This is a genomic window from Olivibacter sp. EAT-5 (assembly GCF_044784325.1).
GTDB classification, from domain to species: domain Bacteria; phylum Bacteroidota; class Bacteroidia; order Sphingobacteriales; family Sphingobacteriaceae; genus Olivibacter; species Olivibacter oleidegradans.
Genome location: NZ_CP173028.1, coordinates 1513660 through 1530547, shown reverse-complemented (window position 1 = coordinate 1530547; position 16888 = coordinate 1513660). Strand labels below are relative to the sequence as shown.

Annotated in this window: 11 protein-coding genes; 4 read left to right on the top strand and 7 right to left on the bottom strand. The window is 42.4% G+C overall.

Annotated elements, in window-relative coordinates; all coding sequences use genetic code 11:
• Positions 1–13: 13 nt before the first annotated feature.
• Both ACH11B_RS06165 and ACH11B_RS06160 read right to left on the bottom strand, forming a co-directional pair.
• On the bottom strand, positions 14–2185 hold the full coding sequence (locus ACH11B_RS06165) for a molybdopterin cofactor-binding domain-containing protein (protein WP_377610077.1): 2172 nt from the start codon (positions 2183–2185) through the stop codon (positions 14–16).
• Positions 2182–2655 carry a (2Fe-2S)-binding protein gene (locus ACH11B_RS06160; RefSeq protein ID WP_377610075.1) on the bottom strand — a complete coding sequence of 158 codons (474 nt, stop codon included), beginning with the start codon at positions 2653–2655 and terminating at the stop codon, positions 2182–2184. Before ACH11B_RS06160 ends, ACH11B_RS06165 begins: the two co-directional genes overlap by 4 nt.
• Before the next feature lie 138 nt (positions 2656–2793).
• On the opposite strand from ACH11B_RS06160, the gene ACH11B_RS06155 reads away from it, so the two are divergent.
• The 4 genes from ACH11B_RS06155 to ACH11B_RS06140 all read left to right on the top strand — a co-directional run bounded on the left by ACH11B_RS06155 (position 2794) and on the right by ACH11B_RS06140 (position 9421).
• Positions 2794–3837: a Gfo/Idh/MocA family oxidoreductase gene (locus ACH11B_RS06155; RefSeq protein WP_377610073.1), complete on the top strand. Its 1044-nt coding sequence runs from the start codon at positions 2794–2796 to the stop codon at positions 3835–3837.
• A gap of 174 nt (positions 3838–4011) precedes the next feature.
• Positions 4012–5109 carry a VWA domain-containing protein gene (locus tag ACH11B_RS06150; RefSeq protein WP_013664483.1) on the top strand — a complete coding sequence of 366 codons (1098 nt, stop codon included), beginning with the start codon at positions 4012–4014 and terminating at the stop codon, positions 5107–5109.
• A gap of 244 nt (positions 5110–5353) precedes the next feature.
• Positions 5354–6850 (top strand): sigma 54-interacting transcriptional regulator, encoded by a 1497-nt coding sequence (locus tag ACH11B_RS06145; protein WP_013664482.1) that lies wholly within the window; start codon positions 5354–5356, stop codon positions 6848–6850.
• A 180-nt stretch (positions 6851–7030) separates the two neighbouring features.
• Entirely contained in the window at positions 7031–9421 is a 2391-nt protein-coding gene (locus ACH11B_RS06140; RefSeq protein ID WP_377610071.1) for a TonB-dependent siderophore receptor, read from the top strand.
• 39 nt (positions 9422–9460) lie between these two features.
• On the opposite strand, the gene ACH11B_RS06135 is transcribed toward ACH11B_RS06140, so the two are convergent.
• From ACH11B_RS06135 to ACH11B_RS06115, 5 genes are all read right to left on the bottom strand, one after another.
• Positions 9461–10474 (bottom strand): cytochrome d ubiquinol oxidase subunit II, encoded by a 1014-nt coding sequence (locus ACH11B_RS06135; protein WP_013664480.1) that lies wholly within the window; start codon positions 10472–10474, stop codon positions 9461–9463.
• Positions 10475–10543: 69 nt separating this feature from the next.
• Positions 10544–11851 carry a cytochrome ubiquinol oxidase subunit I gene (locus ACH11B_RS06130; protein WP_377610069.1) on the bottom strand — a complete coding sequence of 436 codons (1308 nt, stop codon included), beginning with the start codon at positions 11849–11851 and terminating at the stop codon, positions 10544–10546.
• 149 nt (positions 11852–12000) lie between these two features.
• Positions 12001–13002: a histidine phosphatase family protein gene (locus ACH11B_RS06125; protein ID WP_377610067.1), complete on the bottom strand. Its 1002-nt coding sequence runs from the start codon at positions 13000–13002 to the stop codon at positions 12001–12003.
• 255 nt (positions 13003–13257) lie between these two features.
• On the bottom strand, positions 13258–14241 hold the full coding sequence (locus tag ACH11B_RS06120) for a DUF4097 family beta strand repeat-containing protein (RefSeq protein WP_377610065.1): 984 nt from the start codon (positions 14239–14241) through the stop codon (positions 13258–13260).
• Between the two features lie 130 nt (positions 14242–14371).
• Positions 14372–16816, bottom strand: a complete 2445-nt coding sequence (locus ACH11B_RS06115) for an ABC transporter permease (protein ID WP_377610063.1) — start codon at positions 16814–16816, stop codon at positions 14372–14374.
• Between the last annotated feature and the right edge of the window lie 72 nt (positions 16817–16888).

Sequence of the window (16888 nt, the reverse complement as noted above, 5' to 3'; positions counted from 1 at the left end):
CTACAGGGGGTGGTTACCACTGCAATTTATTGGCCCTTAAAGGCAGATTTCTTAGGCGCTGGCCAGTTGCTGCAAACAAAGCATTGGCTATGGCCGCTGCGGTAGGGCCTTGTGCGGCTTCGCCGGCACCCATTGGTTTTTCTTCCGGTCTATCAATAACAATTACCTCAGTTTCAGGAACGTCAGAGAAGCGCATAATGGGATAGCTTTCCCATGTATCACTTTGTATACCATCCGCTGAATACTTCACCTCCTCGAATAGTGTCCAGCTTGCCGACTGTATCATACCGCCCTCAGTTTGATTTTTTAGCCCGTCAGTATTGATCGTTTGACCGGCGTCAATGGCACCGGTTAATTTAGTGAGCTTAAAAGTTTTACGACTGCGATCTACTGCAACCTCAGCAATCACTGCAAAATAGGCCGCGTGATTTTTATACTGGGCAAATGCTAGCCCAAGACCGTAGTCTTTTCGCTCCTTTCGCTGCGACCAATTGACTTTATTGCATACCGCTTTTATCACGGCAATGGCTCGTGCGTCGTTCAAGTGTTTTAAACGGAAGCTTGCAGGATCTTGTTTACCGCGCGATGCCAGCTCGTCTATAAAAGACTCCAACGCAAAGATATTGGCATAGGCACCGAGACTTCGCAGTGCGGACGTTCTTAACGGACCTTGGAAGGCATAAGCTGTCACTTTTAGACTATCCGTGTTGTAAAGCGGGATCGCATTTCGATAAGCCCCACCGGATACGCCGTTTTTTTCAGCTTGTCTCTTCGGATGGATGTACTGTGCTGCAAGTAGCAATGAAGCTTGTCCTCCAGGGCGGACGCTGTGGGTATCTGACCATAATTGGGTTTCAAGATAGCTTATTTTTCCCTCATGGAGACTTCCATTTAGCTGGATTCGCATAGCTGATCCGTACGGTTCCCAGCAATGTTCATCCTCGCGCATCCATTGTAGACGGATAGTGCTCTCCGGTAATGCTTGCGAAATTAAGACAGCGTCAGCCGCTACATCATCAGCGCCGTTATGACCATAGCAACCGGATCCGGGGACACCAATGACATGAATGGATTCTTCAGGTAAGTCCACCAGGTCCGATAGACTCTTCCTAAGTGGGTAAACGCCTTGGCTGTGTGTCCATACTGTTAATCCCTTTGAACTCCACCTAGCTAGCGCACACGATGGGCCGATGGATCCATGCATATGATATGGACGGGTATAAGTGGCTTCGATGGTTGTTAAATTAGGTTTATTTGTGTCTCCCTTTGCTTCCACCACTTTCACTTCTTTGCTCCGATGTACCATATCTTCAAACAGGATCTGTTGAGAAGGTAAAACGCCTGTTTTCCATTTACTGAAGGATCGAAGGTATTCCCATGCCCGAATGGCGTGATACTCTTCTTGAGCCACTACTGCCAGAAAATCGCCGTTCCTGATAATTTTTCTTATTCCATCCATTTTTGCAACCTCCTTTTCCGGGAAAGATAGAAGCTTGGCATCATAAGAAGGGGGGCGAACTACCCGAGCATGCAGCATATCGGGAAAACGGAGGTCCTGTATATAGTAAGAAGTTCCCGTTACCATGGTACGTATATCTTCTCGTGGCACGCTTTTTCCGATAAGTCGATAATCTTTTGGATTTTTAAGGGGTGCATTACCCGAAATCGTTCCTTGGATTGCCTTCCCTTTCAGCAATTCCCAATAGCTAATCGATTTGTCGGGTTGCGATGGATCAAGAACGAGCCCATCGTTAACAATCAATGAAGTAAATGGGCTACGAAGCTTTTCCGCGGCCATTCTAATCAATCGATAACGTGCTTCTGCCGCCGCTTGGCGTATGCTCATTCCACTATTTTCTATAGAAGCGCTTCCGGCAGTATATCGTTCATCTGGTGTGTGTTCCGTGTCAGCTATAATGATGTGAATGCGGCTAAGGTCGACATCCAATTCTTCTGCAGCTATTTGTTTCAGCGCAATGCGGATTCCCTGGCCAAGCTCCATTTTTCCGGTCAACAAGGTTACTTTTCCTTCGTCGGATAATTTTAACCAAGCATCAATGTTGTTGCTATCTATCGCTCGGGCAATTTTAGCCCCTCCTTTGCTAGGTGTACAGCAAAGAAAGGGTAAAAGATGAAAACCAATAATCAGCTGGCCGGTGGTCGATATAAACTCTTTTCTGTTCATAGCGATGCTTTTACTGTAAGCGAGGCACGACGAATCGCCCGCATAATCCGATTATGACTACCACATCGGCATAATACTCGTTGTAAGGCTATTCGGATTTCCTCATCCGTGGGATTGGGATTCTTCTGTAACAAAGCTTTGGAGGCTATAATCATCCCGTTAAGGCAATAGCCGCATTGGGCCGCCTGCTCCTTAATAAACGCTTCCTGAATCGTATCGAGCTGTTCGCCTTGGCTAATACCTTCCAAGGTAGTTATAGAACTATCCACTAGGGAGTGGCAGGGTCGTTTGCAGGAGGGCATGGCTATGCCATCTATCAGTACCATGCAGGAGCCGCATCGCTCAACGCCACAACCGTATTTCGGTCCGTTTAATTGTAAATTGTTTCGAAGCACGTAAAGTAAGGGAGTTTCAGGGCCGACCCGTAATAAATAGTTTTTTCCATTTACTTTTAGGTTAATCGTATCCATGGTTCGTTTATTGAAAAAAGGAGAACAATTTCATCTATTCTTCACTTTAAGATAACTGATTCCTAATAAATTTGTTTCAAAGAACCGAAAGTTCGGAAAAATAGACTAGGTTTGAAATAAAACCAATAGAATTTATCGATGCATACCATTAAAACTGCTTTATTATCTTACGGAATGTCAGGGAGCGTCTTCCATGCGCCCTTCATAGATTTACATCCGGGCTTTGAGTTAACAGGCTCGTGGGAACGAAGTAAAAAGCTTATTCAAAAAGACTATCCAACGGTTGCTAGTTATCCGTCGTTTGAATCCATTCTAAACGATGCATCAATCGAACTGGTAATTGTCAATACCCCTACCGGTACACACTACGATTTTACAAAGAAGGTGCTCGAAGCAGGTAAACACGCCGTTGTTGAAAAGGCTTTTACGATTACAGCCGCCGAAGCAATAGAATTAGAAGCGTTAGCTAAGGAGCGTAACCTTAAATTAGCGGTTTTCCAAAACCGGCGATGGGACAGTGATTTTAAAACAGTGAAGAAGATCGTAAAATCAGGTGTTTTAGGCGAAATTGTAGAGGTTACATTTTCTTATGAAGCTTATTTGCCTAAATTAAATACGAAGGCACATTTAGAGGAACCTTCGCCGGCGGCAGGTTTGATAAGAGATCGTGGTCCTCATATGATCGATCAAGCCTTATCCCTTTTTGGCTATCCAAGGGCGCTCTTCGCTGACCTAGCTATAATGCGAACCAATTCGCAGGTAAATGATTACTTCGAATTAATCTTATATTATGAAGATAAAAGAGTACGGTTAAAGGGCGGCTTTCTTGCACGGGAAATGGCTCCCTCGTATATTGTACATGGCAAGGAGGGCTCTTTTCTGAAAAGCAGGGCAGATAAACAAGAGGATAGGTTGCTAGCGGGCGAGAAACCCAATACAGATAACTGGTGTGAAGAGCCGGAAAGTGAGTGGGGAATATTGCATGCTGAACGTGATGGTAAGGCATTCAGGGAAAGGGTCCCTTCTGAACGAGGAAACTATCTGGATTTCTTTGAAGGAGTTTACCAGGCTATTGTTAATAATCAAATAGAACCGGTTACCGCGGCAGAGGGTGTTCAAACGATGAAGTTGATTGAAGCGGCTATCGAAAGCGCGGATACCGGCTGTGTAGTGAAGCTATAAGAGCGCTTTCATATTTTGGAGATCAGCTATCAGTCTTAACTTAAGTAGGAGCTGATAGCTGAACACTGATTTCTGAAGGCCTATAGCTAAAAATGACCTTTAGCTTAGAAATAATCTCCAAGGAAACTTTTATCTTCGGATAAGTGTTCAATATAAGAAAAGGAAGGAGCAGCTATGAGAGGATTTCGCTTTTCGGAATTCGTTCCGACAGATATGCCAAAAGGGGGCTTCGATAGTCTGTTAAAATTGTTTAGTCAATTACTTAATTATACGGCGGGGGATGCGGCGGAAGCGTTAGCATGGATGAATGAGCTGGATAAGCAGTATAATCTGACGACCGATGAATATGGAATGGGAGACTTTATTGAGGACCTTAAAAATAAGGGCTATCTTCAAGAGAATCCGCAAGATGGCTCATTCCAAATTACGGCTAAAACGGAACAAACTATTCGGCAGTCGGCCTTAGAGGAAATCTTCGGGAAATTAAAAAAATCAGGCAAGGGAAACCACGGAAGTAATCGCAGCGGAGTAGGTGAGGAGAAAAATGCTGATCGGAGGGAATACCAATACGGAGATAGCCTTGACCAAATTGACATAACAGCTTCCATCCACAATGCGCAGATTAATCACGGATTGCAAAATTTCACCTTAACGGAGCGTGATTTAGAAGTCGAGGAAAGAGATTATAAGACACTTACCTCCACAGTGCTGATGATTGACATATCGCACAGCATGATTTTGTACGGAGAGGATCGAATTACACCGGCGAAAAAAGTTGCGATGGCTTTAGCAGAGCTGATCCGAACTAAGTACCCAAAGGACACACTCGATATCGTAGTTTTTGGAAACGATGCTTGGCCTATCGCATTGAAAGATTTGCCCTACTTGCAAGTAGGGCCTTACCATACGAATACCTATGCGGGCTTGGAATTGGCGACTGATTTGCTGCGAAGACGCAAAACACATAACAAGCAAATCTTCATGATCACAGATGGCAAACCAACTTGCTTGAAGGAGAACGGAAGGTACTATAAAAATAGTATGGGTTTAGACCGCAAGGTTATTAATAAGACACTCACCATGGCGGCACAATGCAAACGGTTAAAGATACCTATCACCACATTTATGATAGCTCGGGATCCCTATTTACAGCAGTTTGTCCGACAATTTACCCAAGTGAATGGCGGGAAAGCCTTCTACAGCTCTTTAACGGGATTAGGTGAATATATTTTCGAGGACTACATTAGGAATAGAAGACGGACGGTGAGATGATTGGCTATTAGCCTTTAGGCGTTAGCTATTTAGGTAAAATTCTTTGGTTTGTAAGTAATCAGTTTCAATAAGATGGGAATTGCTACGGACGATAGCTGTCGATATTAAATAGCAAATTGCGAGTAGTTACTGTCAAATAACGAACAAAATAGGAAGTGCTGCAGTTGGCACCGATCTATAAAGAATATAGATAATAACTAAGCTAAAAGGCTGATGCCTAATAGCTAAATTGCTAAGTATAACTATGATCAAAACATTAGGTGAGTTAAAAGCATCTGGATATAAAAGTAAATCCGTTAAAGAAGAATTAAGAGAAAATCTGATCAAACAGTTAAAAAGTAAAGAAGAGGGTTTTGAAGGCGTTTTGGGATATGATGAAACGGTTATACCTGAACTGCAAACCGCTATCCTTTCGCGTCATAATATCCTTTTACTAGGTCTTCGGGGCCAAGCAAAGACAAGAATAGCACGTCTAATGGTTAACCTATTGGATGAATATATACCCTATGTAGAAGGAAGTGAAATATTTGATGATCCCTTGAATCCGATTTCCTGGTTCGCCAAGAGCGAGATAGCGGCGAAAGGCGAAGATACACCAATCGCATGGCTGCATCGGAGCGAGCGTTATACGGAAAAGCTGGCAACGCCGGATGTGACCGTTGCTGATCTGGTAGGTGATATCGATCCCATTAAAGCGGCTACCCTAAAACTTACCTATAATGACGAACGTGTTATTCACTTTGGATTGATACCGAGAGCACATCGAGGTATTTTTGTAATCAATGAATTACCGGATTTGCAGGCAAGGATACAAGTAGCCCTTTTTAATATGCTACAAGAGAAGGATATTCAGATTCGAGGCTTCAAGTTACGGTTACCGTTGGATATCCAGTTTGTGTTTACCGCTAACCCGGAAGATTATACAAATCGTGGGTCCATTGTAACCCCCCTAAAGGATCGGATCGAAAGTCAGATATTAACACATTATCCAAAAACAATTGATGTATCGAGAGCGATTACCTTTCAGGAAGCAAGGCTTTCTCCCCAGCAGAAAAGCTTAATTGAGGTCGACGGCCTACTGAAAAACTTGATTGAGCAAGTGGCTTTTGAGGCGAGAAAAAGCGAGTTTATAGACCAGAAGTCCGGTGTATCTGCACGTCTGACAATCTCGGCCTATGAAAATTTAGTAAGTACCGCCGAGCGCCGAATGCTTATATCCGAAGAAGAAAAAACTTTTGCCAGGATATCTGATCTTATAGGGATCATTCCAGCTATTACAGGGAAGATAGAACTGGTTTATGAAGGCGAATTGGAGGGGCCGATTCATGTTGCGAATAAACTAATCAGTAACGCAATAAAGACATTGTTTGCTCAATACTTCCCCGATCCTGAGAAAATTAAGAAAACAAAGGTTACGAATCCATATCAAGATATTATCGATTGGTTTACGGCGGGCAATAAATTGGATATCAATGATGCTTTATCTACGGAAGAATATGCCATGATTCTAAATCATGTGCCTGGATTGAAAACTGTTGTTCAGGAGTTTCACAAAAAGCTAAGTGACAACCAAAAGTTGCTTCTGATGGAGTTCGTTCTGCACGGATTGGCGGAATATTCTCAATTGAACAAAAACATCATGAACGGAGGGTTTGCCTTTTCAGATATGTTCGGTAGTCTTTTCAATTCGTCATTTGAACAGGATGAAGATGACGAATTGGATGATGAGGATTTTAGGTAATCTCCTAACTCTTCTGATTTAGCTTCGGCAATAGTAAAAACTAAGACTAGACTGATTGCTGATAGCTAAAACTGTCCTACTAATTGCTTATTTAAAATAAGTCTAAAAATGTATTGACAAATTTTGAAACAAATTGTAGGTTTGTGCTCAATTTGTTTAACTAGATTTATTCTAAATAAAGTGAAAAGACTACTATCATTCAACCTAATTGTAGTACTTAGTTTTTGTTTTATGCATTTGGCCCATGCGCAAATTAAAGGAACTGTACGCAATCAATCAAACGAACCTGCGGCGGGTATATCCCTCTGGATTAAAGGTACCCGAATCGGGGGAAAAACAAATAGCGCAGGTGGATATGAAATTCAGGGTGTCAAGGCGGGCGAGCATACGCTCATTTTATCAGCTGTCGGTATTCAAAAACAAGAACGGCTCATTCATTTCGATGGAAACGAACTGATTGAAGATTTTGTAGTGCAGGCAACCAATGAACAACTCCAAGAGGTCGTTATTTCCAGTCAGAAGAAGCAGTATAAGGTGGATACTACTTCAACAAGCTTGCGCTTAAATGAACCATTATTGGAAATCCCTCAAAATATTCAAGTTGTGACCAATAAGGTGTTGGCCGATCAACAAATCGTTAGTATGAGTGACGGGCTGATTCGCAACGTTAGCGGAGCTGTTCGCTTAGAGCATTGGGGTGATTTGTATGCGAACATCAACATGCGTGGTTCGCAGATTCAAGCGTTTAGAAATGGGTTTAATGTTGTCGGTTCTTACTGGGGGCCCCTAACCGAAGACATGAGCTTTGTTGACCATATCGAATTTGTCAAAGGACCCGCCGGTTTTATGCTGGCTAATGGTGATCCAAGCGGATTGTATAATGTTGTCACCAAAAAGCCTACCGGTATTACAAAGGGCGAAGCGAGCTTTACGGTAGGAAGCTTTGACTTATTAAGAGGAACACTCGATTTGGATGGAAAATTAAGTAAGGACGGAAAGCTCTTGTATAGATTGAATGTTATGGGCCAGAATAAGGCCTCGCATCGTCCCTATGAGTATAATGATCGGTATAGTATTGCTCCCGTCATCTCTTATCAAGTAGATGAGCAAACTAAGCTTACCGCTGAATATACCTTGCAGCATGTACGGATGACCGAGGTTGGGTCTTACTATGTGTTCGGGCCGGAGGCGGGCGGCTATGCCACGCTACCGGTAGATTTTACCATGACGAATCCGGGTATTCCACCCACCAATATCGATGACCACAGTTTATTTCTAACCTTGGAACATAAGTTTAATGATCATTGGAGATTAACTGCACAGGGATCGTATTTCTTCTATGATCAGGTTGGCTACAGCTCCTGGCCCTCAAAAGTTAATGCTGATAGAACATTGATTAGAAATGTAGGTATCTGGGACGCCCAAGGTCGTATGGGGCTCGGGCAGGTTTTTGTAAATGGTGATGTACAAACGGGTTCCGTTCGGCATCGTATACTTGCCGGTATCGATATGGGAAAAAAGACTTATATTGCTGATTGGGGACAATCACATGATTTAGACCGCGATAGTGCCACTTTGTACTTTGATCCACTTAATCCCTCTTACGGAATTCCGACGAATGGACTACCAAATTTTGATAGAAGCACTGGTTTAGAAGCGAGAGCTTTAGCAGCAGGTGGATTGCAAGGTCAGCGCTATACGGGATTATATTTTCAGGACGAACTGGGTTTTTTTGAGAATAAACTAAGATTGACACTGGCAGGACGTTATACTTATGTACGCCAATATTATGGTGAAAGTGCAGACGAAGCAAAACGCTTTACTCCACGACTAGGACTAAGCTACTCGATTCATCCGAGTGCTTCCGTTTACGCCGTCTATGATCAGGCTTTTGTTCCGCAGAGCGCTTCCGGAACAATTGAAAATGGAGGGAAGTTAAAACCCATAACGGGTAATAATACCGAATTCGGAATCAAGAATGAGTGGTTTGACGGTAATCTAAGCACAACATTATCAGTTTACAGAATTTTGAAAAACAATGAACTCACCACAGGCCCTAATAGCACACCCACCAACCCTACCAGCATTGTTTTAGGACAGAAGAAAGCCCAAGGTTTTGAGTTTGATGCTAGAGGAAGCATTGGTGCAAATCTAAGCGTCGTTGCTAATTATGCGTATACTGATTCGAAGGTCAATAAAGTTACTCCAGGCGTAACAAGTGTGACGGTAGGTCAGGTGATGCCGGGCTTCGCTAAACATGTAATTAACGGGTGGTTAAATTATAAACTGCCGGTGAAAGCGCTAAATGGAGTGGGCGTATCCATGGGCTATACGGGATTGTTAAATCGTGCGACAGATAACTGGGGTGAAGGACAGCTAAGATTACCTGACTACCATAAAGTAGATGGTGGCATTTTTTGGGAAGGGAGGAAAATGCGTATAACGGCTAATGCCTTTAATATCTTCGATAAATACTTATTTAGTGGCTCCTATTATAATTGGTTGAGCAGTTATTACTGGCAAACCGAAGCTCCAAGAAATTACAGGTTAACGGTTACTTATAGCTTCTAAAAAGAGAAGGCCGGCAGATGGTGTTGGCCTTCTCTTTTTTTAATGGGCAATGCCCTTCTTCTTTTCAAAGCTATAAATTAGGTAAAATAGGGCCGGCAAAATAAAAATACTTCCCAGTAGGAGTGCCCAGGCCAACGCTTCTATTGTTTTATTTAAACCGGCATCTTCAACTAGGGATAGCGACGCGCCTCCTTTCAAAAGGATTATCTTTGGAAAGTGAATGTAGGTGGCGGCCAGCAAAATCATGCTTACCTGGAAGCCTGCCAATAAACGGATGAGAATCGCTCTATTTTTACTTAAAGATATCCACAAGAATATTAAGGAAATACTGGCCGCTCCAATCGCCAATGAACCTATCCAATGTCCGAAAATCCAATCCAACAAAGGGATTTGCTCATAATGTGCAGCAATAAAAACAAGCCCTCCTGCCACGAAAGCCGCTACAATCATTTTTTTAGCCACACGAATAAAGTGCTGTCTGTCATCTGAAGAATGCACTTCGCCAATAATGTAAATGGCGGCTAAAAAGCCGCAAATACATACCGTGAAAAGCCCTACCGCTATCCCGAAACTATTTAGCCAGCTATCAACATAAGCCGACAAAAAATTTGTCGCGCCCACATCTATCTTACGGCTGACGGTGCTTGCGGCAATGATGCCAAGGAAAAAAGGGGTAATAGCACTGGAGTAAACGAAAATGCGATTGTATATGCTTTGCATGCGATCTTCAACAGCGTCGTAATTTCGAAAAACAAAGGCTGTCCCCCTCGCGATAATTCCCAGCAACATGGCCGTCAACGGAATATGGACAAAAATGGACATGGTTGTATAAATTTTCGGAAAGCCAACAAACAAAATAACAATGGCTATGATAAGCCACATGTGGTTTGCCTCCCAAATGGGACCGATAACACGATACATGGTATGCCGTGTCTTGCTTTTATGCTCGCGCTTGCTTATTAATTCAATAATACCGGCACCAAAATCTGCCCCGCCTAATAGCAGGTATAACCAAATGGAGGTCCAAAGAAATGCGATGACTATGTATAACATATTTTTAGCTTTTAGCTGTTAGTTATTAGGTACTAGCAAGCCTAAACGCTAATACCTAATAGCTACAACCTAGATATCATAAATCCGCCCAACCATCTTAATTTGCCGGTAAAGTAGAAACGCTACGATGATCGACAAGGAAACATATACGGCTGTAAATAAATAAAAAGAATAAACGATTCCGGGCATGGGCGTAACTGCATCAACAGTTCGCATAATACCATAAATAATCCAAGGCTGCCTCCCAATTTCAGTGACCATCCATCCCGCCTCAATAGCAATAAAACCTAAGGGAATGGCGAGGATGAATAAGTTTAAGAGCCAGGGGCTACGCAGCCATGAGCGCTTCTTAGCCAGGGTGATGAAATAAATGATAGAAAGTGACAGCATCAGCATGCCGAGTCCTACCATTACCTGAAAGGCATAGTGTGTAATAGCTATTGGAGGATGATAATTTTTCGGGATTTGATCTAAACCGGTAACAGTTGCTTTGCTATTTCCATGAGCCATCCAACTTAATAAGCCAGGTATCTTCACGGCATATTTTACCTCGTTTGCCTTCTCATCTACGAGACCTCCAATAATTAAGGGTGCTTCTTTTTCTGTTTTGAAATGCGCTTCCATTGCTGCGAGCTTGGCAGGTTGTCTCTTTGCAACATCTTTTGCCGATATATCGCCGCTCAATGGTTGCAATACCGCAGCAACAGTGGCAAAAATAGCCGCAATCCGAAAAGCCTTTTCGTGAAAATTGATGTTCTTTCCTTTTTTGATCATAAACGCGTGAACCCCCGCGACTGCAAAACCGGTTGCTGCGAAGGCCGCTAGGGTCATGTGAAGCGCCTGTGAAAACCAGGCATCATTGAACATAGCATCTATTGGATTAATGTTGGTGTATTTGCCATCTACATATTCAAAGCCCGCCGGACTGTTCATCCACGCATTAGCCGCCACCACGAGTATACCCGAAGCCAAACCGCTTATCCCTACAATAACGCCTGTAAACCAGTGAAACCACGGATTGAATTTATCCCATCCATACAAGAAGAATCCTAAAGCGATAGCCTCAATGAAAAAAGCCGTTCCTTCCAGTGAAAAAGGCATTCCAAAAATAGGCCCGGCATGTTCCATAAAGGTTGGCCACAGCAAACCTAGCTCAAAAGAAAGTACCGTACCGGAGACAGCCCCCGTAGCAAAAAAAATCGCGACTCCCTTACTCCACGCCTTCGTGACGTTTTTATATACCTGTTCGCCTGTCCGAAGCCATTTATAATGGGCAATGGCCATAAAGAAGGGCATTACCATACCAATACAGGCAAAGATAATATGAAAGCCAAGGGAGAGGGCCATTTGAGAACGGGCGGCGAGGAAATCGTCCATAACGAGCGTTTATTAAAATGATAAAACGTAAACTCAGGGCTACTGAACTTCCTCAAAGATAGGGCTTATGCCGTTAATAAATGCAGCTTCTTTATGGATAGAAGAGGAATTTTTTATTTAGAATGGATATACATTAACTTTCCACTGGTTTATGGTTTGGATAACTGTCTCCAATAATTCACCATACCCCAAGAGACAGCGCCTTCATAGGTAAGGGTTTTGTCGGGGGCGATCTTTACGAAATACATGCCGGTCCAGTTGAAAGGAGAGACATCGGGAAATGTTGGATAACCGCCACTAATGATAATTTCATTAATGGGATGATGGGTGGATAGCAAAGTGATTTTATTATCTATTGGCGTTCCTTGCAATATTCTAATTAAGCCCTTAAACAGATCTCCTTTATTATGTGAAGGATGATTCAGCAAACTATCTTGTTTGATCGGCAAATTAAGTTCCATCAGTTCCACCGTCTCTATTGCACGATTGAATTCGCTGGCGTAGACCCGACTAATAGGGTAGCCAAGCGCTTTAAGATTGGCCCCTAACTCGCGCGCGCGGATTCGCCCTTCTTCATTCAATTGGCGTGCCAGTGCTTTGTCCTTTGATTTCCACCAGTTAGCCGGACCGGCATCATCATGATTCAAAGAATAATCCACGCCCTGATCGGCATCCGCATGACGTAAAACAAGCGCATATGTCTCGTTACTAACAGGCAATTTTTGTAAGGTTGCCCAACCTTTTAAGTAGGAATTATAAGTGTCAGTAGCTCCTTTTCCATTATAGGTGATTTGGGGCTTATCATGGTTTGTGTCGGTAGCCCCCAATAGATAAAAGCGCGTTTTGTTTTCGGGTTGTTCTTTGGGAGCAATGTCAATAGCAACCACCTCTCCCGAGGTTAGGCGTTTTACTAAACCGTTAGCATCCATCTTGACACGACTATCATCGGAGCTAAAGATAGCATCCCTGTTCGTCGTTATTTGGAAGTTGTTTTTGTTTACGAAAAGGAGTTTTCCGTCATATTCAGCGGAAGTAATTTGGATGCCGGGTAATTCATGATCATCGCTTTTTTTACAAGCGCTTAATAAGAGAATGGATAGCCAAAGAATGTTTACGAAATGCCTTTTGCGAAGAGAAAGTAGTATCATCATTTTTATTATCAACGATATATAAGGCTTCACTCCCCAACGAAGGGATGAAACTATCCAGGAGCGATTTAATAATTTGTCTGCTGCTGTTATCTATAAAAATACGACGAAACGCACGATTTATTTGGCACTATACCCGTTAATTGAAGAAAAGATGAACTGATATCACAGAAATGCGCAGGTTTTTGGCTGGATAATGAGGTTATATGCCACAAAATGTATTAAAAATTGTGGCATATATAGTGAAAGGTTAATCTACTAATTTGCTTCAAGGTTTAAATTCCCGACACTTACGTGGACATCCACGTCAGCTCCACCTCCGTTCAATTTCCCTACCACACGATCTTTTTCCTTCGTTCCTGCAAAGTTATTTAAAGAGGGAAGATTAATCTTTCCTGCTGATAAATTCAAGTCTAAGCCTTTATCCATAGGAAGCTGGAGGTTAACACTTCCGGCAGAAACATCGATTTTTAAGTATTTATCTACATTTACCATATTAACCGAAGTACTGCCGGCGCTTGTTGCCAGATCAGCACTACCTGCCATGCGATCAACCCGAATACTGCCGCCAGAGGTTTTTGCCAGTAGTTCGCCACTAATATCATTGGCTCCTATACTTCCACCGCTGGTCCGCGCATCAATTTTTCCTTTTAAATTACTCAATTTGATGGAACCGCCTGATGTATGTAGTAGCAGATTCCCCGTAACATCATCTGCATTAATACTTCCGCCACTGGTTTTTAAGTTTACATTGTTTTTTACATGAGCTACTTTGATACTGCCGCCGGAAGTTGCTCCTTCGATATAGCCATTAATGCCATTAAGGGAAAGGCTACCACCGCTGGTTTTCAACTTTGCTGATGCTGCTTTGGGCACATAAGCTTTGAACGAAATGGATACCGATTTCTTCCAGTTTTTAAACCCGCTTTTTGGTCTGGCAATTGCGATGAGTTGCCCGTTATTGGAACTAATTTGTAAATCGTAACTGTCTTTTAGCCGTTGCTCGATTTCTTCTTTGCTTAGGCGATTATTTCCGTTATTACCTTGCACAAATACTTCAAGACGAGCTTCGGAGTCATTTACACCTTCAACCGTTAAACTACCGCCGGAAGTTTGTAGATCTACCGAGCGGATATTTTCACTTCGCAATGATTTCGTTAAATAGGGCGAAGGAGTATCTTGTGCCGATGCCAAAAAATAGCTGCTATAAATGGCAATGAAAAAAAGAGTAAGCTTATTCATGATTTTTTTTCTAAAAGACGCAAATCGAAATTAAATGTTGCATGGCGGTTAGCTGTGAGATTTTTGCTGTCAGCAATCTGTTTTTAATTAAACAGAAAACCGATATCAGATGGCTGCTAGCTTCTAAAAGCTATTCATCCCGCAAACTATTTACCGGATTAGCTGCGGCTGCTTTGAACGTTTGCACACTCAATAATAAAACTGCTAACAAAAGCATTCCCAATCCACTCACTAGAAAAACCCACCAGCCGACAGGCGTTTTATAGGCAAAATTGTCAAGCCATCGATGCGCGGCCCACCAAGCTAAAGGAGAAGCGACAATAAAAGCGATAAGGATGAGTTTGATAAAATCCTTCGCCAATAGGCTAATAAGTTGAACAATAGATGCTCCCAACACTTTGCGAATGCCTACTTCCTTTGTTCGACTGTTTGTGGTATAAAGCACCAAACCTAACAGGCCCAAACAACTAATTAAAATAGTTAAACCTGTTGCCCAGTTTAACAGGGATGCGGTAGCTTGCTCTTTCTCATAAAACTTCTTAATACTGTCTTCCATAAATTCATAATTAAATTCCCCGTCGGGATAGTTCTCCTTAAAAAGTTCTTCCATATCGGAAATTGTTTTCTGCCAGTTCATTTCACCGGAATGGGCGGATCGAAGTTTTACGTGAAAAATATCTCCCCAGCGGTTTTGAAAAATGAGCGGTGCTAATTGTGCGTGCAAATTCTGCGTATGAAAATTCTTCACAATGCCAACAATAGGAACTTCTTTGTCATTGTATTTAAGGAATTGACCTAAAGCTTCTCCCGGTTGCCGAAAACCGATCTCTTTTGCGAATTGTTCATTAACCACAATTTCTGTTAACGAGTCGCTCGCAATCGCATTTCGCCCGGCAATGATTGGAATATTATATAGATCAAGAAAGTCATCGTCACCCCATCTAACATGAACAGTCGGTTTTAACTCTTCTTTCCCGTTGAAATAGCTAACATTTGCAAAGGCTCCGCCCGCTGTAGCTGGTGCAAGGAATCCATTGCTAACAGATGCAATACCCGGAATTGCCTGTAAGCGTTGCTTGAATTGCATGCGGTGGGTAGCGATGGTATCTCTGGGGGTGCGAAAAGTAAGAATGGCTTCTTTGGCAAAACCCATATCTGCATGGAGTACGAAATAAATCTGTTTACTGATAATCAAGGTAGATATAACAAAAAATTGCGCAATAACAAATTGAGAGACGGTTAACCCTTTTCGTAACAACGCTTGTCTTGACTGCCCCAAGCTGACTAGTTGCTGGTTCTTCAAAACCTGTATCGGATTATAACCGGATAGAACAAAGGCTGGATATAACCCGGCAAGGACGCTAACTAATAAAACAATGAGTAGAACGGAAAACAACATGCTTGGATAACCTAAGAATGAGAAGGTGAGGCCTTCCGGTATAAAGGCAGAAAAGGCCTGTAGTAACAGCGGTATAATGATAATGGAAAGGACGGTAGCAAATGTTGTCAGAAAAAAAGTTTCTCCTAAGAATTGAACGACCAGTTGTTTTTTGTTTCCGCCGATCGATTTCCTAATACCAACTTCCTTGGCGCGTGTTGATGCTTGTGCCGTGCTTAAGTTAACATAATTGATACACCCCAAAAGCAATAAAAAGCACGCAATGGCGATTAAGCCATACAAAGTGGGTTTATGAGCGATTCGGATATCCATTCCCTGATAGCGCTCATCAAAATGTATGGTAGATAAGGGCTGTAACGCTAAATGAAGTTCGGAAAAAAAATGCCCTTTTTTGGAATGCTTTGCGAGTATCGTGTTTAGTCCTTGCTCTATTTGGGATGGCTGAGCCTGTGGCGATATTTTAACAAGTAAATTTGAGTAACCCATCCAATCGTCCCAAACGTTTAACATGAGGTCGTCTTTCAATGAAGTTTTCTCTAACGTGGGCAGTGATATAAACTCCTTACTTCGAAAATCGGTGATTTTTTCTAAATCATCCACAACTCCACTGACACTCACTTCTATATCCCTATACCTTAGGGTACTTCCTGGCACATCCTGCAAATCCTTTTTGGGAAAATAAATCTCGGCCCTACTCTTGGTAAGTACTACTTGAAAAGGTTGTGTCAAGGCAATGGCAGGATTACCGACTAACCACTTATAACCCATTAAGGCTAGATAGTCAGAATTAGTAAAAATAATACGTTCTTGTTTTTTAAAAGTCTTTTTGTTGACGCTTCCTGCCGGCACTTCAACATCTGCTTTTGCATCACCGGGAAAACTATAAATGGGAATTACTTGCTCAATACCCGTTATTTCTCCCTGAGCTGCCTGAGCCAAAGGGCCAGGTACAGAGGTGGAGTGTCCCTCAAAGCCATCTCGTTTTGTGTCTAATACAATTCGATAGATCCGATCTTTATCCAGCTGAAATTGATCGAAACTAAACTCATAATGAACAATCATGGCGATGACTAAGGATGAGCTGATACCTATCGCTAATCCAACGATGTTAACGAGGGAGAAAAATTTGTGTCTCCATAAATTCCGCCAGGTAGAAACAAAATAGTTTTGTAACATAATGTTAGCTTTTAAGGTGTTTCAGCGATTCATCAAATAACCAATAACGAATAACTGATTACCAATAACGAG